Raw genomic sequence first — 26,874 nt, 5'->3', positions numbered from 1 at the left:
GCTCATGCCGCCGGCGCGAGGGTGGTGCCCACGGCACGGTCCCACCGATCCCCCCGTCACCGCGGGCCGGCGCCGTCTGCCAGCCCCGCCCGGGACGTCATCCCCCGATGTCCCGGGCGGGGCCCGCGCCCACTCCGACCCAGTGCGCCACCTGGGCGCGCGAGGTGATGCCGAGCTTCTTGAAGATACGGCTGAGATGGGTCTCCACCGTCTTCGGACTGACCTGGAGCCGGGCCGCGATCTGATGATTCGTGCAGCCCTCACTGACCAGCAGCGCCACCTGCGCCTCCCGCCGGCTCAGCGACGCGGACTCCGACCCCGGTGCCGTCCCCGCCCCGTCCGCCGCGTCCCCGTCACCGGGCGCCGCCGGCGGCACCGTCCCAGGCGCCTCCTGTTCGAGGACGACCCGCACCTCGCGCAGCCGGGCCTGCGCACGGTCCCGCCACACCCCGCCCAGCGGGCGTGCCCCCCGCGCCGCCGCGCGGGCCGCCGCGAGCGCGGCGACGCTGTCACCGGCGGCGAGCCGGATCCGGGCCAGCCACAGGTCAGCGTCCACGGCCAGCGGCACACCGCCCGTCCGCCGCGCCGACTCCGCCGCCCGCTCGGCCCACCGGCCGGCCGCCGCGTGATCCTCCGCGGCGAGCCGCGCCCGCGCGAGCCCCAGCTCCAGCCGGCCCGCCACCAGCTCCTGCCCGGCCTCCCGCGCCGGCACCAACGCCGCCTCCAGCCACCGCTCCGCCGCATGCCGGCGCCCCGTGTGGAACAACGCGTCGGCCACCCGGCACACCGCGTCCAGCCTGCGCAACAGCCCGTCCTCCCCGAGAACCTCAAGCTCCCGCACAGCGGCATCGGCGGCATCGAGAGCGGCCCCGAAAAGCCCGGCGGCGGCGCAGGCGGCAGCAAGAAGCGAACACGCGTACGCGGTGCCGGGGGTGGGGGTGGGGTGTTCGCGGCGGGGCACCTCGCGGGTCGGGCCGGGCGGCCCAGGCGCCGGATGCGGTTGGGGAGGGGTGTCGGGGGCGGCGTTCGGGGCGTGTGGTGCCACCTGGGCCGAGTCCGGGGCTGCGGGAACCGGATGAGGATGGCGCGTGGTGTCGAGGCCCGGGTCGGGCGGGGCGGGCGCCGGATGCGGCTGGGGAAAGCTGCCGGTGGCGGGATCCGCGGTGGGCACTGCTTCCCGGGCCGGGTCGAGGGGTGCGGGGTCCAGGTGGTGGCGGGGCGGAGTGTCGAGGGCCGGGTGCGCGGTGCGCGGTGCCTGCTCCGGCGTGCGGGCGGTCGGAGTCATAGCCTGGCGCGGCTGGGCCGCGGTGTCGGCGTCGGTCCGTTGCGCGGTGCGCAGTGCCTGCTGTGCCCAGTGTTGGGCGGGGCGGCCCAGGACCGGTTCGCCGCGGTCGAGGGCGAGGGCGGCGCACTCCGCTGTCCATTCGTGGGCCGACGGGCCGACGGGCCACGAATGGGCCGGTGTGCCGTCGGCCGTGGTGGGCCGGCCGGGGGCGCAGTGGTCCAGGCACTGCTCGGCCTCGTTCCAACGGCCCAGCAGGCGCAAAGCCGTTGCCCTGGTGGGTGTCTCCCTCGCGGACGCCGGCAGCGGCGTGTACGCACGCAGGGCGGCCTCGGGGCGGCCCGCCAGCACCAGCGCACGCGCGCGCAGCGAGGCCGCCTCCACGTCGTCGGGCGGCAGGAGCCGCAGCAGCGAGGCCGCGGCGTTGGCCTCCCGGTGCAGACCACTCGCCGCGACCCGCAGCAGCCCGGCCCCGGCCCCGCCCCCGGCCGCTTCCGCGCCGCCGTTCGTGATGTCCTCGGTCAGCATCCCCGTACCTGCCTTCCCCCTGGTCACCACGACCCTCTCCCACCCGCGCCGCCGCTCCAAGGGTGCGCCCCTGTCCGGTAGTTGCACGACAGGAACTCCCCCGAACGTGGGGTGAACACCGGACTACTGCCGGTTCCGGGGCCGGTTCAGGCTCGAACCATGGCTGTCGACTCACAACCCGCCGCCCGCGAGGGAACGGCACCCCCCGTGCCCGGCGTCCGCCGCGGGCTACGGGCCGGGTACGCCTCCGGAGCCCTGGTCACCGGCGCGTTCAGCACGCTGCCCGGCCTCCTGCTGCTGCCGTACCTCACCGACACCCTCGGCGCCGGCGCGGCCCTCGCCGGCACCGTCGTCCTCGTGCCCAAGGTGTGGAACGCCCTGCTGGGACCCCTCGTCGGCCATGCCGGGGACCTGCGGCCCCGCCGCGCTCTCCATCTGCCGGCCGGAGGCGTCGGGGTGGCCGCCGCGTTCGCCCTGATGTTCTCCGCGCCCGGCTCCCACGCGGCCGGCGTCTGGTGGGCCGCCGTCGGCTTCTTCCTCGCCGCGACCGCCTACGCCTTCTTCCAGGTGCCGTACTCCGCGCTGCCCGCCGAGCTGACCGAACGGCCGGCCGACCGGGTCGCCCTCGTGGCCGGCCGCGTCGCCGTGATCGCCGTGTCCGCGCTGCTCATCGGCGGCGCCGGCCCGGCACTGGTGGACGCGGGCGGCGGGGGAGTGCCGGGCCACCGGCTCGTCGGCGTCTTCGGCGCGCTGTGCGTGCTCGCCGGGACGGCGGGCGTGGTGCTCGGCGTCAAGGGCGCGCCCCGGCGTGCGGCACCGGACACCCGCCCGGGCGACCGGCCCGCCGGACTGCGCCGGCAACTCGCCTTCGCGCGCGCGATCCCGGGCTTCCCCGCGCTCCTCGCCGGGATCGTCATCCAGTCGGTGGCCACCGGGGGCCTCACGGCGGGCGCCCCCTACTTCAGTGAGCACATCCTCGGCGACAAGAACGCCACCGGCCTGCTCGTCGCCGCGTTCGTCGCCCCCAACCTCCTCACCGTGCGCGCCTGGACCCGGCTCGGCGCCCGCGTAGGACACCGCGCCGGATACCGGTGGGCCTGCGCCGTGTTCGGCACCGGCTGCCTGCTGCTGTTCGCCGCGCCGGTCCTGCCGCTGCCCCTGGTCCTGCTACTCATGGTCGTCGCCGGCGCCGGACATGCCGGACAACTGCTGTTCCTGTACGCCCTGTTGCAGGACTGCATCGCCGGTCAGGAGCTGCGCGGGGCGGGCGTCTCCTCGGGCCTGTTCACCACCTGCGAGACCCTGGGCCTGGCCGTCGGCCCCTTCCTCTACGGCCTGACGCTGGCCGCGTTCGGCTACGTCTCCTCCGGCACCGGCCTCGCCGTCACCCAGTCGCACACGGCCCGCGAGGGCATCCTCGTCGGCATCGCCCTGCTCCCCGCCCTCGCGGCAGCGGCGGCGACCGCAGTACTGGGGCGGGGCAGAACGACACCCCCCGAGAGCCCATCCAACTGAGGCCCAGCCCGGCCAACCGCGGATCCCCTCGCGGGGGGAAAAAACTGCGCGACAAGCTCCGACGGACCGGTAGCCGGAATGACGCCCGGGCCGGGCTCCCGCTGCAACGCAGGGCCCGGCCCGGCCGACCGGGTCGCCCCCCCAGGGGCGCGGGGAACTGCGCGACAAGCTCCGACGGACCGGCAGCCGGGATGCAACCCGTAGCGCCACGGCGGCCTCCCGCCTCACAGCAACCGGGCCGGCCCCCCGTCGAGTTCCCCCTCCGCGCGCACCGGCGTCACCGTGCCGTCCAGCGCGCGGACTTCGACGACACCGCGCGCGGTGCCGCCGATCCACCCCACCGCCGTGGCGAGGCGGCCCGCGCGGTGGGCGCGCAGGGCGGTCAGGGCGGCCGGTTCCGCCTCGGGGGCGACCACCAGGCAGAGGCAGCCCGCTCCTGCGGCGTACAGCGGGTCGAGGCCGAGCACGTCGAACGCCTCGCGGGCACCGTAGGGGACGGGGAGCGCGTACTCGTCGACGCGCACCGCGTGGCCCGAGCGGGACGCGAACTCCCGCAGGACCGCCGCCAGTCCGCCCTCGGCCACCGCCCCGGCCGCGCGGACCGCGTCCGGCGGCAGGGCCGCGCGGACCCCTTCGACCAGTCCGGCCAGCGGGGCGGCGTCGCTGGGCACGTGGTACTCGTACCCCAGTCCGGCGCGCAGCGAGAGCACGTGCACGGCGTGGCTGCCCAGCGGGGCGGAGAGCAGGACGCGGTCGCCGGGGCGCAGCGCGGACGCGTCCAGCGGCGGGCGGGTAAACACCCCGAACGCCGTCGCCATGAGGGCGAGTTGATCGACCTCACCGGCCCGCACCACCCGCGCGTCGACGGCCGCGACCCGCACCCCGGCCTCCCGCACGGCCTCCCGTACGGACCCGGCGGCCCGGTGCAGCAGCACGGACGGCAGCCCCGCCTCGACGACGGCGGCCAGCGCCAGCCGGCGCGGCAGCGCGCCGGTGGCCGCGAGCGCGTTGACGGCCGTACAGACCGCGAGCCGCCCGATGTCGCCGTTGCCGAAGAACGGCGGGTCGACGACGGATGTCGCGGTGCGCAGCGCCAATGGGCCGTCCTCCGGGGCCGGTCCGGGGTCGTAGAGGTCGCCCAGCGCGGAGATCAGGACGCGGGCCGGAGAGGCGTCGCCCGCGTCGTCGTACAGCGTCACCTGCCCGATGGGCAGAGGTGTGTCGTCCCGCAGCAAGGAAATCCCCCCTTTCCGGACCCGGGATCGCGGCGGCCTGGACCGCCCCGGACGCCGTCCTGTTCCGGGCGCCCCTGCCACCGTAGCCGGGAAGCCCGAGGACAACCGGCAGGCAGGGGTGGGAATTCAGGGGTGGGCAGGGGTCCGTCAAGGGGGACTGCACGCCCGTGACCCCTTCCTAGGGTCGTAGACCCGGAACGCCCGGGCAGTCAACGGACCTACGGAGAGCGGCCATGGTGGACGTCAGTACCCGGGGGGAGCGGGGGCGGCTCCCCGCCGACCGCCTCGACGAGCGGCTCGGGGTGTTCGCGCACCGCTTCGACGCACCGCACACCGGCGAACCGCACACCGGCGAGCCGCAGATCGACGCACCACGCGCCGACGCACCACACGTCGGCGCACCACACGCCGACGAGCCGCACACCGCCACCACCGGCACAGGCCCGCTCGACGGGGTGACCCTCGGTGTCAAGGACGTCTTCGCCACCCGCGAGGCCGTCCCCACCGGGCACAGCAAGGTGCACGACGCCGACTGGCACCGCGGCCGGGACGCCGTGGCCGTACGACGGCTGCGCGCCGCCGGCGCCGTCCCGCTGGGCCTGACCACCGCGGGCGAGCACGCGCTGGGCCGCCCCGACCCGGCCCTGCCGTTCCCCGTGCCGCGCAACCCCTGGGACCCCGACCGCTACCCGGGCGGTTCCAGCAGCGGCAGCGCGGCCGGGCTCGTGCACGGCCTGTTCGACGTCGGCCTCGGCACCGACACCGGAGGCAGCATCCGCATCCCCGCCGCCCTGTGCGGGGTCACCGGCGTCAAGCCCACCCACGGCCTCGTCCCGACCGCCGGCTGCCGCCCGCTCGCGCCCAGCCTCGACACCGTCGGCACCCTGGCCCGTACCGTCCGCGACGCGGCCCGCGCCCTCGGTGTCGCCGCCGCCTGGGACGCCCCCGAACCCGAGTGGCGCACCGGCCTGGACGGCGTGCGCGTCGGCGTGCCCGACCGCGCCCTGGAGGAGGCCGGCCAGCTCTCCCCGGACTGCCGGGACGCCTTCGACACCGCCCTCGAACGCCTCAGGGACCAGGGCGCCAAGGTCGTCAGCGTCGAACTCCCCGAGCTGTACCCGCTGTTCGCCGCCCAGCTCATCACCCTCCTCGCCGAGGGCTTCGACACCCACGGCGCCGGACTGCGCGCCCGCTGGGACCAGTACGGGCGGCCCTTCCGGCGCACCCTCGTCCTCGGCGGCCTGATCCCCGCCTCCGTGTACGTCCACGCCCAGCGGGTCCGTGCCTGGGGCGCGGCCGGGCTGCGCCGCCGGCTCGACGGACTCGACGCGATCGCCACCCCCACCTGGCCCGGCGTCGCCCCCCGCTACGACGACCCGGCGGGCCTCGGCGCCGTGTCCTGGCTGCCCAGCCTGTGGAGTGCCGTCGGCTTCCCCGCCGTCGCCCTGCCCATGGGCTTCGACCCGGCGGGTCTCCCGCTGTCCCTGCAACTGGCCGGCGCCCCCGGCACCGACCGGGCCCTGCTCGCCGTCGCCGACGCCTACCAGCAGCACACCGACTGGCACCTGCGCGCCCCCGGCCCGCTCCCGGCGGGCCGTCCCGCACCGGTCGTCCTCCCGCAGGGCGCCCCCTCCGAGCCGGACGCCCAGCGGCAGCTCGGCGAAGCACTGCGGCGGGCCGGCGTGCCCGTCCCGGAGGCGGAACTCGCCGAGTTCGCCGGGCAGTGGCAGCTCACCGAGATGCTCTTCGGATTCCTCCCGGACATTCCCGACGCGGGCCCGGGTATGGACGCGGACGCGGATGCCGATGCCGATGCCGATGCCGACGCGGACGCCGACGCAGGCCCCGCTCCCGCACCGGCGCCCGACACCGACGACACCCAGCACTGACGACGACCCGAGGGGCTTCGCATGACCACACAGCAGCAGTTGGCGCACACCCAGGCACAGGGGGCCGACACCGACCTTCTCGAAAGCGACTGGATTCGCCGCTACCACCCCGCCGTGGCCGGCGCACCCCGCCTCATCTGCTTTCCGCACGCCGGCGGTTCGGCGAGTTTCTATTTCCCGGTCGCCAAGGCGCTCACCCCCGGCATCGACGTCCTCGTCGTGCAATATCCCGGCCGCCAGGAACGCCGTAGGGAACCCCTGATCGACAATGTTCCCGAACTCGCCGACCTCGCCTTCGAGGAGGTACGGCAGTACGCCGACCGGCCGCTGTACTTCTTCGGGCACAGCATGGGCGCCACCGTCGCCTTCGAGATCGCCCGCCGCTTCGCCGGCGCCGGACTGCCCGCCCCCGCCCGGCTGTTCGCGTCCGCCCGCCGCGCCCCCTCCCGCACCCGCGCGGACCGCGTCCACACCCGCGACGACGAGGGCGTCATCCGGGAGCTGCGCAGGCTCAGCGGCACCGACGACCGGGTCCTCGGCAACGAGGAGATCATGCGGCTCGCCCTGCCCGTGCTGCGCAACGACTACAAGGCCGTCGAGACCTACCGCGCCGACCCCGGCGCGCGGATCGACAGCCCTGTCACCGTGCTGACCGGGGACAGCGACCCCAACACCACCCTCGACGAGGCCCGCGCCTGGTCCGCGCACACCACCGCCGCCTGTGACGTGCAGGTGTTCGCCGGCGGCCATTTCTACCTCGTCGACCGCCAGCGCGAGGTGCTCGACGCCATCACCACCGGTATCGGCGCCCGGGCCGGAATCCGAGGTTAGGGGTGGCCCCCGCCGAAGGTAGGGGTCCGCACCGCGCCCGCCCGCATCTAGCGTGACGTTCACCGCTGCCACGAATTCTCCTTTTGTGGCCCGAGGACAGAAACAGGGAATCGCCGTGAGCCGAATAGCGTGGAAGACGCTCAAGCGCGGAGAGAGTGAAAGTCTCCTGCTGGCGGTCGACTTCGCCGCGGGCAGCCGCGGGCCGGCCCAGTTCGCCGACCTCGCCCCGCTCCTCGACCAGCCGCGCACACTCTGGACGAGCCGCCCGCCCGGCCCCGACGACCAGGTCCCGCCCACCGGCAACGCCTACCTCGACTGGTGGCTCGGCGAGGTCCGCGCCTTCGGCGCCCCCGTGGAGGCGGTGCTCGGCTACTGCGCCGGCGGCGTCTTCGCGGCGGCCCTCGCCGAGCGCATCGCCGACTGGCAGCCCGCCCCCCGGCTGATCCTCCTGGACCCCGAACTCCCCGCGAACAGAGGTCTGTACGACGACTTCCACACCGCCGGCGACTCCCTGGGCGCGCTGCTCACCCCGGCCGAACTCGACGCGTTCCACGCCCGCGGCGAGGCCCTGCGGGCGCGGTACGGCGACGAGCGGCTGCCCGTCGTCGGCCGGGAACTCGCCGAAACCTTCACGGCCGCCGTGGCCGCCGCCGCCGAGCGGCTCGACCTCGACGAGGACATCCGCGACGAACTCTCCGGCGCCTTCGTCTCCCTGGTCTCCTACCTCACCGCGGCAACCACCCTCAGCCCGCTGCCCGCCTGGTCGGCCGCCACCGCCCTCACGACGACCACCCCGGACCACCCGGTCGCCGACGAGCACCGCATCGACGTACCCCACGACGAGCTGCTGCGCTCACCCGCCACCGCACGGGCCCTGGAACGCCTGCTGTCCGAGGTGCCCGCAGCCGCGACGGTGGCCGTGACCGCGGCCGGGAAGGCCGGGTGACCGCGATGACGACCACCACGGGGGACACCACCTTCACCACCCTCGAAACGCCGGCCGCCACCGTCGAAACGCCGGCCGCCACCGTCGAAACGCCGGCCGCCACCGTCGAAACGCCGGCCGCCACCCTCGAAACGCCGGCCGCCACGCCCGGCGCAACCGACACCGCGCCCGGCGCAACGAACACCGCGCCCGTCGCACCGGCCGTCGCGCCCGTCGCACCGGCCGCCGCGCCCGCCGGTGACGCCCAGCCCGCCCTGCTCCCCGCCCTCTTCGCCGAGCAGGCCCGCCGTACCCCCGACGCCGTCGCCCTCGTCGACGGTGACGACACGGTCAGCTACCGCGAGCTCGCCGAGCGGTCCTCCCGGCTGGCCCACCACCTGATCTCCCTGGGCCTCGGCCCGGAGGACATCGTCGCCGTCGGGATGCGGCGCGGCGCGGACCTCGTCGCGGCCTTCCTCGCCGTCCTCCAGGCCGGCGCCGCCTACCTCCCTCTCGACCTGCAGAACCCGGCGCAGCGACTGGCCCTGATGACCGAGGACGCCCGCCCGGCCGCCCTGCTCACCCACAGCGGCAGCGCGGCCCCGGCCGGCGCCGTGGTCACCGTCCTCCTCGACGACCCCGCCACCCGCGCCCGTATCGACGCCGCCCCCGCCACCGGCCCCGGTGACACCGACCGCGTCCGGCCGCTGCACCCCGACCACCCGGCGTACATCATCTACACCTCCGGCTCCACGGGCCGCCCCAAGGGCGTCGTCGTCACCCACCGCCCGCTGGCCGCCTACCTCGCCTACGCGCGCGGAACCTACCCGAGCGCCGCCCGCACCACGCTGCTGCACTCCTCCGTCGCCTTCGACATGACGGTCACCACCCTGTACGCGCCCCTCACCAGCGGCGGCACCATCCGCGTGGGCGCCCTGGAGGACCCGGCCCCCAGCCCCGCCCTCCTCAAGGTCACCCCGTCCCACATGGCGCTGCTCGCCACCCTGCCGCCCGAGGCGGCGCCCACCGAGCAGCTCGTCGTCGGCGGCGAACTCCTGCTCGCCGAGACCGTCGACGCCTTCCGTGCCCGCCACCCTAAGGTCACGGTCCTCAACGAGTACGGCCCCACCGAGGCCACCGTCGGCTGCTGTGTGCACACCGTCAGCCCCGGCGACACCCTGCCGTCCGGTGCCGTCGCCATCGGCCGGCCGACCTGGACCAGCGAACTGAGAGTCCTGGACGAGGAGTTGCGGCCCACCGACGACGGCGAGCTGTACATCGCCGGCGGCCAGCTCGCCCGCGGCTACCTGCGCCGCCCGGCCCTCACCGCCGAACGCTTCGTCGCCGACCCCTACGGCCCGCCCGGCACCCGCATGTACCGCACCGGCGACCGGGTCCGCCGCGCCGACGACGGCACCCTGTTCTTCCTCGGTCGGCTCGACGGCCAGGTCAAGATCCGCGGCTACCGCGTCGAACTCGGCGAGATCGAGTCCGCCCTGCTGCGCCACCCCGCGGTCTCCCGCACCGCCGTCACCGTGCACCGCACGCCCACCGGCGACACGCACCTCGTCGCCTACGTCGTACCGCAGTCGGAGGTTGAAGGACACGTCGACGGAGGCGAGTTGAAGAAGCACCTCGCCGACACCCTCCCCGACTACATGGTGCCGAGCGCCTTCCTCACCCTCGACACGCTGCCCCTGAACGCCAACGGCAAGCTGGAGACCGGACGCCTTCCCGCGCCCGACTTCGCCGCCGTCACCCGCTACACCGCACCCGGCACCCCCGAAGAGACGCTGCTGTGCGACCTGTTCGCCCAGTTCTCCGGCGCCCCGAAGGCCGGCCTCGACGACGACTTCTTCGCCCTCGGCGGCACCAGCCTCGGCGCCGCCCAGGTCGCCAACAAGGCCCGCAGGCAGGGCATCCGGGTCAGCCTCCAGGACATCGCCGACCACCGCACCGTACGGCGCCTGCGCACGGCCCTCGCCCCGGCCGCCGAGTGACCTCCCCGGCTTCCGCCGGGACCCCGCCGACACCCACGTACGACCGACATCCGGCCGACGTACGACCAGCACCAGGAATTGGAGACACGATGGAGCTGCTGCAGCTCGCCGGCATGGGCTGGATCTCCCGGTCCCTCAGCGTGGCCGCCCGGCTCGGCATCGCCGACCACCTCGCCGACGGCCCCAAGACCCCGGCCCAGCTCGCCGAGCTGACCGACGCCAACCCCGACGGCGTGCTCTACCTGCTGCGCGTCCTCGGCATCGTCGGCGTCTTCCACGAACGCGAGGACGGCACCTTCGAGCAGACCGAGACCTCCGAGCGGATGCGCGACGACCACCCGCAGTCCATGCGCTACTGGTGCGTCCTCGGCGGCGAGATGTACTACGACGTCTGGCGCGACCTGCTCACCACCGTCAAGAGCGGCAAGCCCGCCTCCCGCTCCGAGTACGGCGAGTCCATCTACGCCTACATGGACAAGGACACCGACGCCGGCGAGGTCTACGACAAGGCCATGGCCGACATCACCCGGCCCGCCGCCGCCGAACTCGCCCGCGACTTCGACTTCTCCCGCATCTCCACCGTCGTCGACGTCGGCGGCGGCAGCGGCCACCTCCTCAAGGGCATCCTCGCGGCCCACCCCGACATCCACGGCACCGTCGCCGAGCGCGCCGACGTCGCCAAGCGCGGCGCCCAGATATTGGAGGAGTCCGGCGACCAGGACCTGATCCGCCGGCTGTCCTTCGCCGAGGCCGACTTCTTCGAGGAGGTGCCGAGCGGCGCCGACGCCTACTTCCTCAAGAACGTCCTGCACAACTGGAGCCCCGACAGCAGCACCCGCATCCTCAAGACCGTCCAGCGGGCCATGACCCGCACCGTCGAGGAGTCCGAGGGCCTGGCCGCCGAGCCCGTCCTGTTCGTCATCGAGCCGCTCCTCGGCCACGACAACGCCTCCGCGATCCGCTCCCTGTTCCAGATGGTCGTCTGCGAGGAGGGCACCCGCATCCGCTCCGAGGAGGACATGCGGGCGCAGGCGGTGGGCGCCGGCCTCCAGGTGCGGTCCATCCGCAATCTCTCCACCGAGCACAGCGTCGTCGAGTGCGTTCTCGCCCCGCGCGACTGACCAGCAACCCCACCCGCAGAGAGGACCAACCGGCCATGTGGGACGACCAGTTCGAGGGCATCGTCCGCCCCCACCTCGGCTTCCTCCCCGAGGACGCCTCCTTCACCGAGAGCCTGGACCTGCGTGACGCGGGCCTCGACTCCCTCGGCATCGTCGACCTCCTGATCGAGATCGAGAACGCCTACGACGTCAAGTTCACCGACGACGCCCTGTCCATGGAGACCTTCAGCACCCCGGGGGCCCTCTGGCGCACCCTCTCCGGACTGCGCACCGCGGCCCTGAGCTGACGGATCCCGCCCCCCTTTCTCCCTCCTCCCGCTCTCCTCTCCCACAGGTGGACGAACCGCATGTCGAATGAGTCGAACGAACAGAAGCTCCTCGACTACCTCAAGAGGGCCACGACCGAACTGCGTGACACCCGCAGGCGGTTGCGCGAGGAGGAGGAGAAGAGCCACGAGCCGATCGCCGTCGTCGGCATGGCCTGCCGCTACCCCGGCGGGGTGACCTCCCCGGAGGACCTGTGGAGCCTGCTCGCCGCGGGCGGCGACGCCATCACCCCGTTCCCCACGGACCGCGGCTGGGACGTGGCGGGCCTGTACGACCCCGACCCGGACGCCCCGGGCAAGACCACGTCCGTCGAGGGCGGCTTCCTGGACGGCGCCGCCGACTTCGACGCCGACTTCTTCGGGATCAGCCCGCGTGAGGCGCTGGCGACGGACCCTCAGCAGCGGGTGCTGCTGGAGACCTCGTGGGAGGCGTTCGAGCGGGCGGGCATCGACCCGGCGGCCCTGCGCGGCAGCGCGACCGGCGTCTTCGCCGGCGTCATGTACCACGACTACGGCGCCCACCTCCAGGACGTCCCCCAGGATCTCTCCGCCTTCCTCGGTAACGGCAGCGCGGCGAGTGTGGTGTCGGGCCGGGTGTCGTACGCGCTGGGTCTTGAGGGTCCGGCGGTGACGGTGGACACGGCGTGTTCGTCGTCGCTGGTCGCGGTGCACCTGGCGGCGCAGGCGCTGCGGGGCGGCGAGTGCACGCTCGCTCTGGCCGGTGGTGTGACGGTGATGTCGACGCCGGACACGTTTGTCGACTTCTCCCGGCAGCGGGGGCTTGCGTCGGACGGCCGGTGCAAGCCGTTCGCGGAGGCCGCCGACGGCACCGGCTGGGGCGAGGGCGTGGGTGTCCTGGTCCTGGAGCGGCTGTCGGACGCGCGGAAGAACGGCCACCGTGTCCTCGCCCTCATCAAGGGTTCGGCGGTCAACCAGGACGGTGCGAGCAGCCAGCTGACCGCGCCGAACGGGCCGTCCCAGCAGCGTGTCATCCGGCAGGCCCTCGCCTCCGCCCGCCTCACCGCCCAGCAGGTCGACGCGGTCGAGGCCCATGGCACCGGTACCCGGCTGGGCGATCCGATCGAGGCGCAGGCGCTGCTGGCGACCTACGGTCAGGACCGTGCCGAGGGAGCCCCGCTGTGGCTGGGGTCCATCAAGTCCAACCTGGGACACACGCAGGCGGCGGCCGGTGTCGCCGGGATCATCAAGATGGTCCTCTCCCTGCGTCACGAGAAACTGCCGCAGACCCTGCACGCCGATGCTCCCTCGTCCCACGTCGACTGGTCGGCTGGGGCGGTGGAGCTGCTGACCGAGGCCCGGCCGTGGAAGGCGGATGAGCAGCGGGTACGGCGGGCCGGTGTCTCCTCGTTCGGGATCAGCGGCACCAACGCCCACGTCATCGTCGAGGAGGCTCCCGCCGAGGAGTCCGCCGAGGCTCCTGAAGCCGCGCCGCTCTCGGTCGTTCCCTGGATCGTCTCCGGCAAGACCGCAGAGGCGGTCCGCGGCCAGGCGGCACGCCTGCTCGGGTTCGCCACCGCCCGTCCCGACCTGGACCTCGCGGACGTGGGCCACGCCCTGGTGGCGCACCGGTCGTCCTTCGCCCACAGGGCCGGTGTGGCAGCCGGGGACCGGGAAGGACTGCTGGCCGGCCTGGAGGCCCTGGCCGGCGGCACCGCTCCGCTGCCGGGCGCCGGGCGTGATCCGCTGGCGTTCCTGTTCACGGGGCAGGGGAGTCAGCGGGCGGGGATGGGGCGTGAGCTGTATGAGGCCTTCCCGGTGTTCGCCGCTGCGTTGGACGAGGTGTGCGATGCGCTGGATGCGCATCTCGAACGGCCCCTCAAGGAGGTCATGTTCGGCGGGGAGGGGCTGGACGAGACGGGGTACACGCAGCCCGCGCTGTTCGCCCTGGAAGTTGCCCTGTTCCGGTTGCTTCAGGCGTGGGGTGTACGGCCTGACGTGCTGGCCGGGCATTCGATCGGTGAGCTGGCTGCCGCGCACGTGGCGGGACTGTGGTCCCTGGAGGACGCGAGCAAGCTGGTCGCTGCCCGCGGGAGGCTGATGCAGCGGCTCCCTTCAGGGGGCGCGATGGCTGCCGTACAGGCGACCGAGGACGAGGTGCGGGCCGTGTTGCCGGACGGCACGGGCATCGCGGCTGTGAACGGACCGATGTCGATCGTCGTGTCCGGCCCGGAAACAGGTGTGAACACGGTTGTCAGCCACTTCAGTGGTGAAGGCCGTAAGGCGAAGAAGCTCACCGTGAGCCACGCTTTCCACTCACCTCTCATGGAGCCGATGCTCGCCGAGTTCGAGCAGATCGCCGCCCAGCTCACGTACCACGAGACGACGACCGCGATCGTCTCGACGCTGACGGGCACGACGGTCTCGTACGACGACCTCTCCCAGCCCTCCTACTGGGTTCGCCACGTCCGCGAGGCAGTCCGGTTCGCCGACGCCGTCGCCACCCTCGACGGGCGCGGAGTCCGCACCTTCCTGGAGCTGGGCCCAGACGCCGTGCTCACCGCGATGGCCGCCGACACCGGCACCGAGGGGACGCTGATCGCGGGCCTGCGCCGGGACCGGTCCGAGCCGCAGGCCCTCGTCGAGGCGCTGACCCGGCTGCCCGGCGTCGACTGGTCCGCCTACTTCGGGCCGGGCCGGCAGCCGGTCGACCTGCCCACCTACGCCTTCCAGCACCAGCCGTACTGGCTCGACGCCTACGCGGGCGCGGCCAAGGGCGACGTGACGAGTGCGGGCCAGACGGACGCCGAGCACGCGCTGCTCACCGCCGCCGTCGAACTCCCGGACGATGAAGGCGTGTTGTTCACCGGGCGGCTGTCCCCGGCCGCTCAGCCCTGGCTGGCCGAGCACGCGGTGCACGGGACCGTGGTCCTGCCCGGCGCGGCCCTCGTCGAGATCGCGGTGCGGGCCGGCGACCAGGTCGGCCGCGGGACCGTCCGTGACCTGACCCTGCACGCCCCGCTCGTCCTGCCCACCGACCGGGCCGTGGACCTCCGGGTGCGCGTGGGTGAGGGCGACGAGCCCGCCGTCACCGTGCACTCCCGCGCCGAGGGCCAGGACACCTGGACCCTGCACGCCGAGGGCACCCTGGCGGCCGAGCCCGTCCAGCCCGCAGACCTCGGGGACGCCTGGCCGCCGGCCGGCGCCGAGCCGGTCGACACCACGAGCCTCTACGACGAACTGGCCGCGGCCGGACTGGAGTACGGCCCCCTCTTCCAGGGCCTGAGCGCCGCCTGGCGCACCGCCGACGGCACGTTCTACGCCGAGGTCGCCCTGGCCGACGGCACCGACACCGACGGCTTCGGCGTCCACCCCGCCCTGCTCGACGCCTCCCTGCACGCCATCACCCTCGCCCAGGAGGAGGGCTCGGCGGCCCAACTGCCGTTCTCCTGGTCGGACGTCACCCTGCACGCCTCCGGGGCCACCGCCCTGCGGGTGCGCATCGGCGACGCGGGCTCCGGCTACCGGATCGACCTCGCCGACCCGGCCGGAACCCCGGTCGCCACGGTCGGCGCGCTCGCCCTGCGGCCCGCCGCGACGGCCGACAAGGGTTCGGCGGCGAGTGCCGTACGCGACCTGTACCGGGTCGACTGGATCCCGGCGCCCACGGAGGCGACCGAGCCGACGGAGTCGTACACCGTCCTCCGGGCGGACACGGCCGCAGACCTGCTCCCGCGGCTCCAGGCTCACCTCGGCGGTGAGGAGAACCTCCTCGTCGTCACCCGTGGGGCAACCACCGACGCCGAACAATCGGCGATCCGTGGCCTCACCCGGGCCGCGCAGGCCGAGCACCCGGACCGGATCGTCCTCCTCGACGCCGAGGACCTGCCCGCCCGGCTGCCCGCCGGGGAGCCGGAACTCGCCTACGTCGACGGCCACTTCCTCGTGCCCCGCCTGGCGCGGGAGACACCGGAGACCGGAGCCTGGTCCACGTCCGGCACGGTCCTCGTCACCGGCGGCACGGGCGGCCTCGGCGCGCTCACCGCCCGCCACCTGGTCACCGCACACGACGTCCGCAGCCTGCTGCTCACCAGTCGGCGCGGCACCGCAGCGCCCGGCGCCGAAGAACTGGCCGCCGCACTGCGGCAGGTGGGCGCCGAGGTGACGGTCGAGGCGTGTGACGTCTCCGACCGGGAGGCGCTGGCCCGGCTGTTCGCCGACCACCCGGACATCACGGCGGTCGTCCACACGGCGGGCGTCGTCGACGACGCGACCATCGAGTCGCTGACACCGGAACGGCTGGAGTCGGTGTGGGCGCCCAAGGCGCGCGCGGCACAGCACCTGCACGAGCTGACGGCGGACCGCGACCTCGACGCCTTCGTGCTGTACTCGTCGAGCGCCGCCACCTTCGACGGTACCGGCCAGGCCAACTACGCCGCAGCCAACGCCTACTTGGACGCCCTCGCCGCCGCACGCCAGGCCCAGGGCCTCCCGGGTGTCTCGCTCGCCTGGGGCCTGTGGGACCCGTCCGTCGGCGGCATGGGCGCCGGGCTGACCGCGGCCGACATCGACAGGATGGCCCGGGTCGGCGTCCTGCCCCTGGACGAGGAGCGGGGCCTCGCCCTCCTGGACGCGGCGCTCCGCGGCGGCACCCCCGCCCAGCTGCTTCCCGTCGTCATGGACACCCGGGCCCTGGAACAGCGGGCCAAGCTCGGCGGACTGCCCCGCGTGCTGCACGGACTCGTCCGCCCCTCCGCCGTACGCAGGACCGCGGCCGCCGGAGCCGCCGCCGCGGCCGGTGACCTGGCCGCCCGACTGGAGCGCCTCCCGGCCGCCGAGCGCACCCGCGTCCTGCTCGACCTCGTCCGCCGCCACGTCGCCGCCGTCCTCGGCTTCGGCGGGGCCGGCGAGGTCGCCGCGGAGAAGCCGTTCAAGGAGTTCGGCTTCGACTCCCTCACGGCCGTGGAATTCCGCAACCGGCTCGGCGCGGAAGCCGGCCTGCGCCTGCCCGCGACCCTCGTCTTCGACCACCCCACCCCCGGTGCCGTGGCCGATTTCCTCCAGTCCGAACTCGTCGGCGGGGAAGAGCAGTTCGCGCTGACGCCGACGAACGGCCCGTCCGCCGGGACCGACGATCCGGTCGTGATCGTCGGCATGGCCTGCCGCTACCCCGGCGGAGTGACCTCACCCGAGGGCCTGTGGAGGCTCCTCGCGGCAGGCGGTGACGCCGTCTCCGAGTTCCCCGCCGACCGGGGCCCGCAGTGGCAGGAGTCGTACGACCCGGATCCGGAGACCGCCGGCAAGACCTACACGCGCCACGGCGGATTCCTCACCGGGGCCGCCGAGTTCGACCCCGCGTTCTTCGGGATCAGCCCGCGCGAGGCGCTCGCCATGGACCCGCAGCACCGGCTGCTGCTGGAGACCTCGTGGGAGGCGTTCGAGCGGGCCGGGATCGACCCGGCGGGTGTGCGCGGCAGCGCCACCGGTGTCTTCACCGGCGTCATGTACCACGACTACGCCACCGTCCTGGAACGCTCCGCCCACCATGACACCGAGGGTTTCATGGGCGTCGGCGGCAGCATCGCCTCCGGCCGGGTCTCCTACGCCCTGGGCCTGGAGGGACCGGCCGTCACGGTCGACACCGCCTGCTCGTCGTCCCTGGTCGCCGTGCACCTGGCGGCGCAGGCGCTCAGGGGCGGCGAGTGCACGCTCGCCCTGGCCGGCGGTGTCACCGTGATGGCCACGCCCGACACCTTCGTGGACTTCAGCCGCCAGCGCGGCCTGGCGGCCGACGGCCGCTGCAAGCCGTTCGCGGAGGCCGCCGACGGCACCGGCTGGGGCGAGGGCGTGGGTGTCCTCGTTCTGGAGCGCCTGTCCGACGCACGTCGCAACGGCCACCGCGTGCTCGCCGTGGTCCGGGGCTCCGCCGTCAACCAGGACGGCGCCAGCAACGGCCTCACCGCCCCCAACGGCCCCGCCCAGCAGCGCGTCATCAAGCAGGCCCTCGCGGCGGCGGGACTGGCGCCGGCCGACGTGGACGCCGTCGAGGCGCACGGCACCGGCACGAAGCTCGGCGACCCGATCGAGGCGCAGGCGCTGCTCGCGACCTACGGCCACGAGCGGACTTCGGACGCGCCACTGTGGCTCGGCTCGATCAAGTCCAACCTGGGGCACACGCAGGCTGCGGCCGGTGTCGCCGGGATCATCAAGATGGTCCTCTCCCTGCACCACGAGGAACTGCCGCGCACGCTGCATGTCGACGCTCCGTCCTCGCATGTGGACTGGTCGGCGGGGGCGGTGGAGCTGCTGACCGAGGCCCGGCCCTGGGAGGCGGGGGAGCGGACCCGGCGCGCCGGCGTCTCCTCCTTCGGCATCAGCGGGACCAACGCCCACGTCATCGTGGAGGAAGCCCCGGCCGAGGAGCCGACCGCGTCCGAGGCGCCGGCCGCGCTGCCGGTCGTGCCCTGGATCGTCTCCGGCCGGACCGCCAGCGCGGCACGCGAACAGGCCGTACGACTCCTGACCGCCCTCGGCGAGGGAACGGGGGCCGACGCCGATCCGGCGGACGTCGCCTACTCCCTGACCACTCAGCGCTCGGCGTTCACCCACCGCGCCGCCGTGGTCGCGGACGACCGGGAAACGCTGCTCACCGGGCTGTCGGCGATCGCCGACGGGACGGTCCAGCCGTCCAGCACGGCCGGTTCCGTGGCGTTCCTGTTCACGGGGCAGGGGAGTCAGCGGGCGGGGATGGGACGGGAGCTGTATGAGGCCTTCCCGGTGTTCGCCGCTGCCTTGGATGAGGTGTGCGGGGCGCTTGACGCGCATCTCGAACGGGACCTGAAGGACGTCATGTTCGGCGGGGAGGAGCTGGACGAGACGGGGTACACGCAGCCCGCGCTGTTCGCTCTCGAAGTCGCTCTGTTCCGGTTGCTGGAGTTCTGGGGTGTGCGGCCGGATGCGTTGGCCGGGCATTCGATCGGTGAGCTGGCTGCCGCGCACGTGGCGGGGCTGTGGTCCCTGGAGGACGCGGCGAAGCTGGTGGCGGCTCGTGGCCGGCTGATGCAGCTGCTCCCTTCGGGGGGTGCGATGGCGGCTGTGCAGGCGACCGAGGACGAGGTGCGGGCGGTGTTGCCGGACGGCACGGGCATCGCGGCTGTGAATGGACCGATGTCGATCGTCGTGTCCGGCCCGGAAACAGGTGTGAACACGGTTGTCAGCCACTTCAGTGGTGAAGGCCGTAAGGCGAAGAAGCTCACTGTGAGCCACGCTTTCCACTCGCCCCTCATGGAGCCGATGCTCGCCGAGTTCGAGCAGATCGCCGCCCAGCTCACCTACGACGAGCCGGCCTTGCCGATCGTCTCGACGCTGACAGGCACGACGGTCTCCTACGACGACCTCGCCCAGCCCTCCTACTGGGTCCGCCACGTCCGCGAAGCCGTCCGCTTCGCCGACGCGATCACCACCCTCGACGGCCAGGGCATCGGCACCTTCCTCGAACTCGGCCCCGACGCCGTGCTCACCGCGATGGCCGCAGACACCGGCACGGAGGCGACGCCGGTCGCCACGCTGCGCCGGGACCGGTCCGAGCCGCAGGCCCTGGTCGAGGCGCTCACCCGGCTCCCGGAGGTCGACTGGACCGGCTACTTCGGGCCGGGCCGGCAGGCCGTCGACCTGCCCACCTACCCCTTCGAGCACGAGACGTACTGGCCCGCGATCCCGGCGACCCGCGTGGGCGACGTCCAGGGCGCCGGAGTCGCGACCGCCGGGCACCCGCTCCTCGGCGCGATGGTCGAACTTCCGGACGGCGACGGTGTCTTGTTCACGGGCCGGCTGTCGCAGGCCGCGCACCAGTGGCTGACCGAGCACGCGGTCGACGGCACCGTGATCGTGCCCGGCGCCGCGCTCGTGGAGATCGCGGTCCGCGCCGGTGACGAGGTCGGCCGGGGCACGGTCGGCGACCTGACCCTGCACGCTCCCCTCGTCGTACCGGCCGACTGTGCGGTGGACCTGCGGGTGCGTGTAGGTGAGGGCGACGAGCCCGCAGTCACCGTGCACTCCCGCCCCGAGGGCGAGGACACCTGGACGCTGCACGCGGAAGGCACCCTGTCCGCCCAGGACGCCGGCCCTGCCGACCTCGGTCCCGCCTGGCCGCCGGCCGGCGCCGAACCGGTCGACACCACGAGCCTCTACGACGAACTGGCCGCGGCCGGGCTGGAGTACGGCCCCCTGTTCCAGGGCGTGACCACCGCCTGGCGCTCGACGGACGGCACCACCGTCTACGCCGAACTCGCGCTGCCCGACGGCACCGACACCGACGGCTACGGCATCCACCCCGCCCTGCTCGACGCCTCCCTGCACGCCATCGGACTGTGGCCCTCCGGCAACGGTTCACGGGCCGAGCTGCCCTTCTCCTGGTCCGACGTCACCCTGCACGCGTCTGGCGCCACCGCCCTGCGGGTGCGGATCACGAAGGAGGGCGCCGGACACCGGCTGGACCTCGCCGATCCCACCGGGACGCCGGTCGCCACGGTGGGGACGCTGATCCTGCGGCCCATGGCCGTGGCCGGTGCCGGGACCGGTGCCGCCCGTGACCTCTACCGGATCGGCTGGACGCCGGTCACCACCCAGGAGACCGAGCCCACCGCCTCGTACAGCGTGCTGCGCGCCGACACCACCGCCGGCCTGCTCCCGCAGCTCCAGGACCGCCTGGAGGGACAGGAACCGCTGCTCGTCGTCACGCACGACGCGCTCACCGACCCCGACCAGTCGGCGGTGCGCGCCCTGGCACGGGCGGCCCAGGCCGAGCAGCCGGGCCGGATCGTGCTCCTGGACACGAACACGGAAATCCCGGAGCACATCCCCACCCTGGAACCCGAACTCGCCTACGACGGCGCCACGTTCACCGCACCTCGCCTCACCACTGACACCACTGACCCCGCCGACCTGGACGCCCCCGTGTGGCCGGCCACCGGCACCACCCTCGTCACCGGCGGCACCGGAGGGCTCGGCGCGCTCGTCGCCCGCCACCTCGTCACCCGGCACGGCGTGCGCAGCCTGCTGCTCACCAGCCGGCGCGGCGCCGCGGCGCCCGGCGCAACGGAACTCGTGGCGGAACTGGTCGAGTTGGGCGCCTCGGTGGCCGTCGAGGCCTGTGACGTCTCCGACCGGGACGCGGTCGCGCGGCTGCTGGACGCCCACCAGGACATCACCGCCGTCCTGCACACCGCGGGGGTCCTCGACGACACCACCGTCACCCATCTCACCCCGGAGCGCCTGGCCGGCGTATGGGCGCCCAAGGCCGATGCCGCCCGGCACCTGCACGAGCTGACGGCCGACCGGGACCTCGGGGCCTTCGTCCTGTTCTCCTCCGCCGCCGGCAGCTTCGACGGCATCGGGCAGGCCAACTACGCCGCCGCCAACGCCTACTTGGACACACTCGCCGCACAGCGCCGGAACCAGGGACTGCCTGCCCTGTCGCTCGGCTGGGGACTGTGGGCGCCCGACGCCGGAGGCATGGGCGCCGGACTCACCGACACCGACCTCGACCGCATGGCACGCGCCGGAGTCGAGGCCATCACGGCCGAGGAAGGGATCGCCCTCTTCGACGCGGCGCTGGCAGCCGCCGAGCACCGTGCTCATCTCGTCCCGATCAAGCTCAACCCGCGCGCCTGGGACGGCACGGAGGACGCGCCGGCCCTCCTGCGCGACCTCGTACGGCCACGCGCACGCCGTGCCGCACGTCGCGCGTCCCTCACGCAGGCCACGGCGGGAACGACCGGCAACTCCCTGCAGGACCGGCTGGCCGCCCTGCCCGACAGCCCGGCCCGCCGCGAAGTGCTGCTGGACCTGGCCCGCAAGCACGTGGCGGCGGTACTCGGGTTCTCCGGAGCCCATGCCGTAGCCACCGACGCGGCCTTCACCGAGCTGGGCTTCGACTCGCTCACCGCCGTCGAGTTCCGCAACGCGCTCTCCGCCGAGGCAGGCGTACGACTGCCCGCCACACTCGTCTTCGACTACCCGAGCCCCGGCGCGGTCGCCGACTACTTGCTGGCCGAACTCGTCGGAGCCGACCCGGAGTCGGGGGCGGAATCGGGCGCCACGGTCACCTCGGCCGCCCCCGCGGACGAGCCGATCGCCATCGTCGGCATGGCCTGCCGCTACCCCGGAGGCGTCAACTCGCCCGACGACCTGTGGCAGTTGCTGGCGTCCGGCGGCGACGCGATCACCTCCCTGCCCACCGACCGTGGCTGGGACGTGGCCGGCCTGTACGACCCGGACCCGGAGGCCGTCGGCAAGACCTACGCCCGTCACGGCGGATTCCTCTCCCAGGCAGCGGAGTTCGACCCCGCGTTCTTCGGGATCAGCCCGCGCGAGGCGCTCGCCATGGACCCGCAGCACCGGCTGCTGCTGGAGACCTCGTGGGAGGCATTCGAGCGGGCCGGGATCGACCCTGCGGGCGTGCGCGGCAGCGCCACCGGTGTCTTCGCCGGCGTCATGTACAACGACTACGGCATCCGGCTCAACGGCTACCCGGCCGACCTGGAGGGATACCTCGGCACCGGCAGCTCCGGCAGCGTCGCCTCGGGCCGCGTCGCCTACGTCCTCGGCCTCGAAGGCCCGGCGGTCACCGTCGACACGGCCTGCTCGTCCTCCCTGGTCACGGTCCACATGGCCGCGCAGGCGCTGCGCAGCGGCGAGTGCACCCTGGCCCTCGCGGGCGGCGTGACCGTGATGGCGACACCCGAGACGTTCGTCGGCTTCAGCCGCCAGCGTGGGCTGGCCCCCGACGGCCGCTGCAAGCCGTTCGCGGAGGCCGCCGACGGCACCGGCTGGGGCGAGGGCGCCGGCATGCTCGTCCTGGAGAAACTGTCCGACGCCCGCCGCAACGGCCACCACGTGCTGGCGGTCGTGCGGGGCTCGGCGATCAACCAGGACGGTGCGAGCAACGGGCTCACCGCTCCCAACGGTCCGTCCCAGCAGCGTGTGATCAAGCAGGCGCTGGCCGCCGCCCGGCTCACCGCCCAGCAGATCGACGCGGTCGAGGCGCACGGTACGGGCACCAAGCTGGGCGACCCGATCGAGGCGCAGGCGCTGCTGGCGACCTACGGTCAGGGACGCGCCGCCGACTCCCCGCTGTGGCTGGGGTCCATCAAGTCCAACCTCGGGCACACGCAGGCTGCGGCCGGTGTCGCCGGGATCATCAAGATGGTCCTCTCCCTGCATCACGAGGAACTGCCGCGCACGCTGCATGTCGACGCTCCGTCCTCGCATGTGGACTGGTCGGCGGGGGCGGTGGAGCTGCTGACCGAGGCCCAGCCGTGGAAGGCGGGGGAGCGGACCCGGCGCGCCGGCGTCTCCTCCTTCGGTATCAGCGGCACCAACGCCCACGTGATCATCGAGGAGGCTCCTGCCGAGACCCCGGCCGAGCCGGACTCCTCGGCGCGCCGCCTGCCGGTCCTCCCCTGGATCGTGTCGGGCAAGTCGGCCGAGGCCGTCCGCGCCCAGGCCGCCCGCCTGCTCGACTTCGCCACCGCCCACCCGGAGCTGGACTCCACCAACATCGCCGCTTCCCTCGTCTCCCGACGCGCCGCGTTCGCCTACCGGGCGGGTGTGGTGGCGGGGGACCGTGAGGGACTGCTGGCCGGGCTGGAGGCGGTCGAGGGTGGCAAGGCTGTGCCGTCGGGTCCGCTGGCGTTCCTGTTCACGGGGCAGGGGAGTCAGCGGGCGGGGATGGGTCGGGAGCTGTATGAGGCCTTCCCGGTGTTCGCCGCCGCGCTGGATGAGGTGTGCGCTGTCTTGGACGCCCACCTGGAACGTCCGCTGAAGGGTGTGATGTTCGGGGGTGAGGGGCTGGGTGAGACGGGGTACACGCAGCCCGCGCTGTTCGCTCTGGAAGTTGCCCTGTTCCGGTTGCTTCAGGCGTGGGGTGTACGGCCTGACGTGCTGGCCGGGCATTCGATCGGTGAGCTGGCTGCCGCGCATGTGGCGGGGTTGTGGTCGCTGGAGGACGCGGCGACGCTGGTGGCGGCTCGTGGCCGGCTGATGCAGGAGTTGCCTGCGGGCGGTGCGATGGCGGCTGTGCAGGCGACCGAGGACGAGGTGCGGGCCGTGTTGCCGGACGGCACCGGTATCGCGGCTGTGAACGGGCCGAACGCGATCGTCGTCTCCGGCCCGGAAACGGGTGTGAACTCGGTTGTCAGCCACTTCAGTGGTGAAGGCCGTAAGGCGAAGAAGCTCACCGTGAGCCATGCTTTCCACTCGCCGCTGATGGAGCCGATGCTCGCCGAGTTCGAGCAGATCGCCGCCCAGCTCACGTACCAGGACCTCACGGTCCCGATCGTCTCGACGCTGACCGGTCAGACGGTGTCGTACGACGACCTCGCCCGGCCCTCCTACTGGGTTCGCCACGTCCGTGAAGCTGTCCGTTTCGTCGACGCGATCGCCACCCTCGACGGCGAGGGCATCGCCACCTTCCTCGAACTCGGCCCCGACGCGGTCCTGACCGCCATGGCAGCCGACCCGCGTGCCATCCCCACCCTCCGCCGAGACCGCACCGAACCCCAAGCCCTGACAGAAGCCCTCACCCGACTCCCCTCCGTCGACTGGACCGCGTTCTTCGCCGGCACCGGCAGCCTGGCCGTCGACCTGCCGACCTACGCCTTCCAGCACGGCACCTACTGGCTCGCGGACAAGGGAGCCGGAACGGCGACCGGCTTCGGCCAGTCGGATGCCGGGCACCCGCTGCTCGGGGCGGCGGTGGAGCTGCCGGACGGCGAAGGCGTGCTGTTCACGGGCCGGCTGTCCCTCTCCACCCACCCATGGCTCGCCGAGCACGCCGTGAACGGCACTGTCATCGTGCCCGGCGCCGCCCTCGTCGAGATCGCCGTGCGCGCCGGAGACCAGATCGGCTGCGGCACCGTACGCGACCTGACCCTGCACGCCCCCCTCGTCGTGGCGGCCGACCGTGGCGTGGACCTGCGGGTGCGGGTCGGTCAGGGCGACGAGCCGACGCTCTCCGTCCACTCCCGCGTGGAGGGCGAAGACTGGACGCTGCACGCCGAGGGCTTCCTGACGGCCGAGGCCGTCGAGCCCGCCGACCTCGGGGCCGCCTGGCCGCCGGCCGGTGCCGAACAGGTCGACACCACGACCCTGTACGCCGACCTGGCCGCTCTCGGCCTGGAGTACGGCACCCTCTTCCAGGGTGTCTCGGAGGTCTGGCGGGACGGGGACGACACCGTGTACGCCGAGGTGACCCTCCCCGAGGGGACCGACACCGACGGCTACGGCATCCACCCGGCCCTGCTGGACGCCTCCCTCCACGCCATCAGCCTGCTGACGGACGAGGACGGCGGGACGGCGCAACTGCCCTTCTCCTGGGCGGACTTCGCGCTGCACGCCACCGGTGCCTCGGCGCTGCGGCTGCGCATCGGCCGTAGCGGCTCGGCCTACCGCATCGACGCGGCCGACGCGGCGGGGGCTCCGGTGGCCACGGTCGGCTCGCTGGCGCTGCGGCCGCTGGCCGTGGAGTCCGGCACGGTCCGCGACCTGTACCGGATCGACTGGACACCGGTCGCCGCGCAGCAGACCGAGCCGACCACGTCGTACACGATCCTCCAGGCCGCCACGGCCACCGAACTGCTCCCCCTCCTCCAGGCCCGCCTGGAGGACGAACAGCCCCTGCTCGTCCACACCCGCCAGGCCGGCACCGACCCCGACCAGGCCGCGATCCGCGGACTCGTACGAGCCGCCCAGGCCGAACACCCCGACCGGATCGTCCTCATCGACACGACCGGCGACCTGCCCGACCACATCCCGACCGGCGAACCCGAACTCGCGCAGAACGACAGCCAGTTCACGGCACCGCGACTGACCCGGGAGACCGTCGTGGCGGAAGGCTCCTGGTCCACCTCCGGGACGGTGCTCATCACCGGCGGTACCGGTGGGCTCGGCGCGCTCACGGCACGGCATCTCGTCGGCGCCCACGGGGTGCGCGGTCTCCTGCTCACCAGCAGGCGTGGACCGGACGCGCCGGGTGCCGCCGAACTGAGCGCCGAGCTGGAGGCAGCCGGTGCGAAGGTCGAGGTCGTCGCCTGCGACGTCACCGACCGTGCCGCCCTCGCCGGGCTGATCGACGCGCACCCCGACCTCAGCGCCGTCATCCACACGGCCGGTGTGGTCCGGGACGGCACGGTCGCCTCGCTCACCGCGGAGACGCTCACCGAGCTGCGCGCACCGAAGGTCGACGCGGCCCGGTATCTGCACGAGCTGACGGCGGACCGGGACCTGGCGGCGTTCGTGCTCTACTCCTCCGCCGCCGGTGTGCTGGGCGGCGCCGGACAGGGCGCCTACGCCGCCGCCAACGCCGCACTGGACGCCCTGGCCGCCGAACGGCGCGCGCAGGGGCTGCCCGGCACCTCGCTCGCCTGGGGACTGTGGGCGTCGGAGGCCGGCGGTATGGGCGCGGGTCTCACCGAGACCGACGTCGACCGCATGGCACGCTCCGGTGTTCGCCCCCTCGCGGCGGCGGACGGGCTCGCCCTGCTGGACGCGGCGGTCGCGGCGGACCGGGCGCTGCTGCTGCCGGCCGGACTGGACCTGCCCGCCCTCGCCCGGGCGGGGGGCGGTCAAGTCCCCGCTCTGCTCTCGCAGTTGGTACGCCCCACGGCCGTACGGCGGTCGGCGGCGGCCGGGGCGGGCGGCTCGGGCGGCGGGCAGGAGCTGGCGCGGCGGCTGGCCGGGCTCGCCGCGACCGACCGGCAGCGGCTGGTGTTCGACGTGGTCAAGCGGCACGTGGCAGCCGTCCTCGGCACGGCCGGCGATGCGGGAGCCCCCGAGATCACGCCGGACAAGCCGTTCAAGGAACTCGGGTTCGACTCGCTCACCGCGGTCGAACTGCGCAACGCCCTGGGGGCCGAAGCGGGGGTCCGCCTGCCGGCGACGCTCGTCTTCGACTATCCGACGCCGGCCGAACTCGCCGGATTCCTGCTCCAGCAGCTGGTTCCGGACGACGCGGCCGACGCCGGTGACGCGGCGCACGAGGAGAGCGTACGGGCGGCCCTGCTGGCGATCCCGCTGGCCCGGCTGAGGGACGCGGGCCTGCTGGACACGCTGCTCGAACTCGGGGGCCACCGGCCCGAGTCGACGGGAACGCCCCGGTCGGCGGACGACCCGGCCGCGGAGGCCGGGGCCGTCGACGACATCGACGACATGGATGCGGAGAGCCTCATCTCGATGGCGCTCGAAGGATCGGACTTCTGATGACGC

Annotated in this window: 10 protein-coding genes; 8 read left to right on the top strand and 2 right to left on the bottom strand. The window is 74.0% G+C overall.

The genetic code is table 11. The annotated features are described in order from the left end of the window. Window positions 1–97 precede the first annotated feature (97 nt). A complete protein-coding gene (locus DBP14_RS37245; protein ID WP_164992262.1) occupies window positions 98–1,840 on the bottom strand; it encodes a helix-turn-helix transcriptional regulator in 1,743 nt (580 codons plus the stop codon). Window positions 1,841–1,969: 129 nt separating this feature from the next. On the opposite strand from DBP14_RS37245, the gene DBP14_RS06465 reads away from it, so the two are divergent. Then, window positions 1,970–3,325 carry an MFS transporter gene (locus tag DBP14_RS06465; protein ID WP_129306075.1) on the top strand — a complete coding sequence of 452 codons (1,356 nt, stop codon included), beginning with the start codon at window positions 1,970–1,972 and terminating at the stop codon, window positions 3,323–3,325. Window positions 3,326–3,549: 224 nt separating this feature from the next. On the opposite strand, the gene DBP14_RS06460 is transcribed toward DBP14_RS06465, so the two are convergent. After that, window positions 3,550–4,560: an AIR synthase-related protein gene (locus tag DBP14_RS06460; RefSeq protein WP_129306074.1), complete on the bottom strand. Its 1,011-nt coding sequence runs from the start codon at window positions 4,558–4,560 to the stop codon at window positions 3,550–3,552. A 233-nt stretch (window positions 4,561–4,793) separates the two neighbouring features. On the opposite strand from DBP14_RS06460, the gene DBP14_RS06455 reads away from it, so the two are divergent. The 7 genes from DBP14_RS06455 to DBP14_RS06425 all read left to right on the top strand — a co-directional run bounded on the left by DBP14_RS06455 (window position 4,794) and on the right by DBP14_RS06425 (window position 26,868). Further along, window positions 4,794–6,449 (top strand): amidase, encoded by a 1,656-nt coding sequence (locus tag DBP14_RS06455; RefSeq protein ID WP_129306073.1) that lies wholly within the window; start codon window positions 4,794–4,796, stop codon window positions 6,447–6,449. Between the two features lie 21 nt (window positions 6,450–6,470). Continuing rightward, on the top strand, window positions 6,471–7,280 hold the full coding sequence (locus DBP14_RS06450; RefSeq protein WP_129306072.1) for an alpha/beta fold hydrolase: 810 nt from the start codon (window positions 6,471–6,473) through the stop codon (window positions 7,278–7,280). A gap of 115 nt (window positions 7,281–7,395) precedes the next feature. Further along, window positions 7,396–8,226 (top strand): hypothetical protein, encoded by an 831-nt coding sequence (locus DBP14_RS06445; RefSeq protein ID WP_129306071.1) that lies wholly within the window; start codon window positions 7,396–7,398, stop codon window positions 8,224–8,226. Between the two features lie 5 nt (window positions 8,227–8,231). Next, a complete protein-coding gene (locus tag DBP14_RS06440) occupies window positions 8,232–10,205 on the top strand; it encodes a non-ribosomal peptide synthetase (protein ID WP_129306070.1) in 1,974 nt (657 codons plus the stop codon). Between the two features lie 89 nt (window positions 10,206–10,294). Continuing rightward, complete coding sequence (locus tag DBP14_RS06435; protein WP_129306069.1) at window positions 10,295–11,326, top strand: methyltransferase; 1,032 nt, start codon at window positions 10,295–10,297, stop codon at window positions 11,324–11,326. A gap of 35 nt (window positions 11,327–11,361) precedes the next feature. Beyond that, window positions 11,362–11,613, top strand: a complete 252-nt coding sequence (locus DBP14_RS06430; protein WP_129306068.1) for a phosphopantetheine-binding protein — start codon at window positions 11,362–11,364, stop codon at window positions 11,611–11,613. 60 nt (window positions 11,614–11,673) lie between these two features. After that, window positions 11,674–26,868 carry a type I polyketide synthase gene (locus DBP14_RS06425; RefSeq protein ID WP_129306067.1) on the top strand — a complete coding sequence of 5,065 codons (15,195 nt, stop codon included), beginning with the start codon at window positions 11,674–11,676 and terminating at the stop codon, window positions 26,866–26,868. Window positions 26,869–26,874: the final 6 nt, after the last annotated feature.

This window comes from Streptomyces sp. L2, assembly GCF_004124325.1.
Taxonomy (GTDB): domain Bacteria; phylum Actinomycetota; class Actinomycetes; order Streptomycetales; family Streptomycetaceae; genus Streptomyces.
Note: the sequence above shows the minus strand (reverse complement) of the source record. Positions and strands in the feature narration are given on the sequence as shown.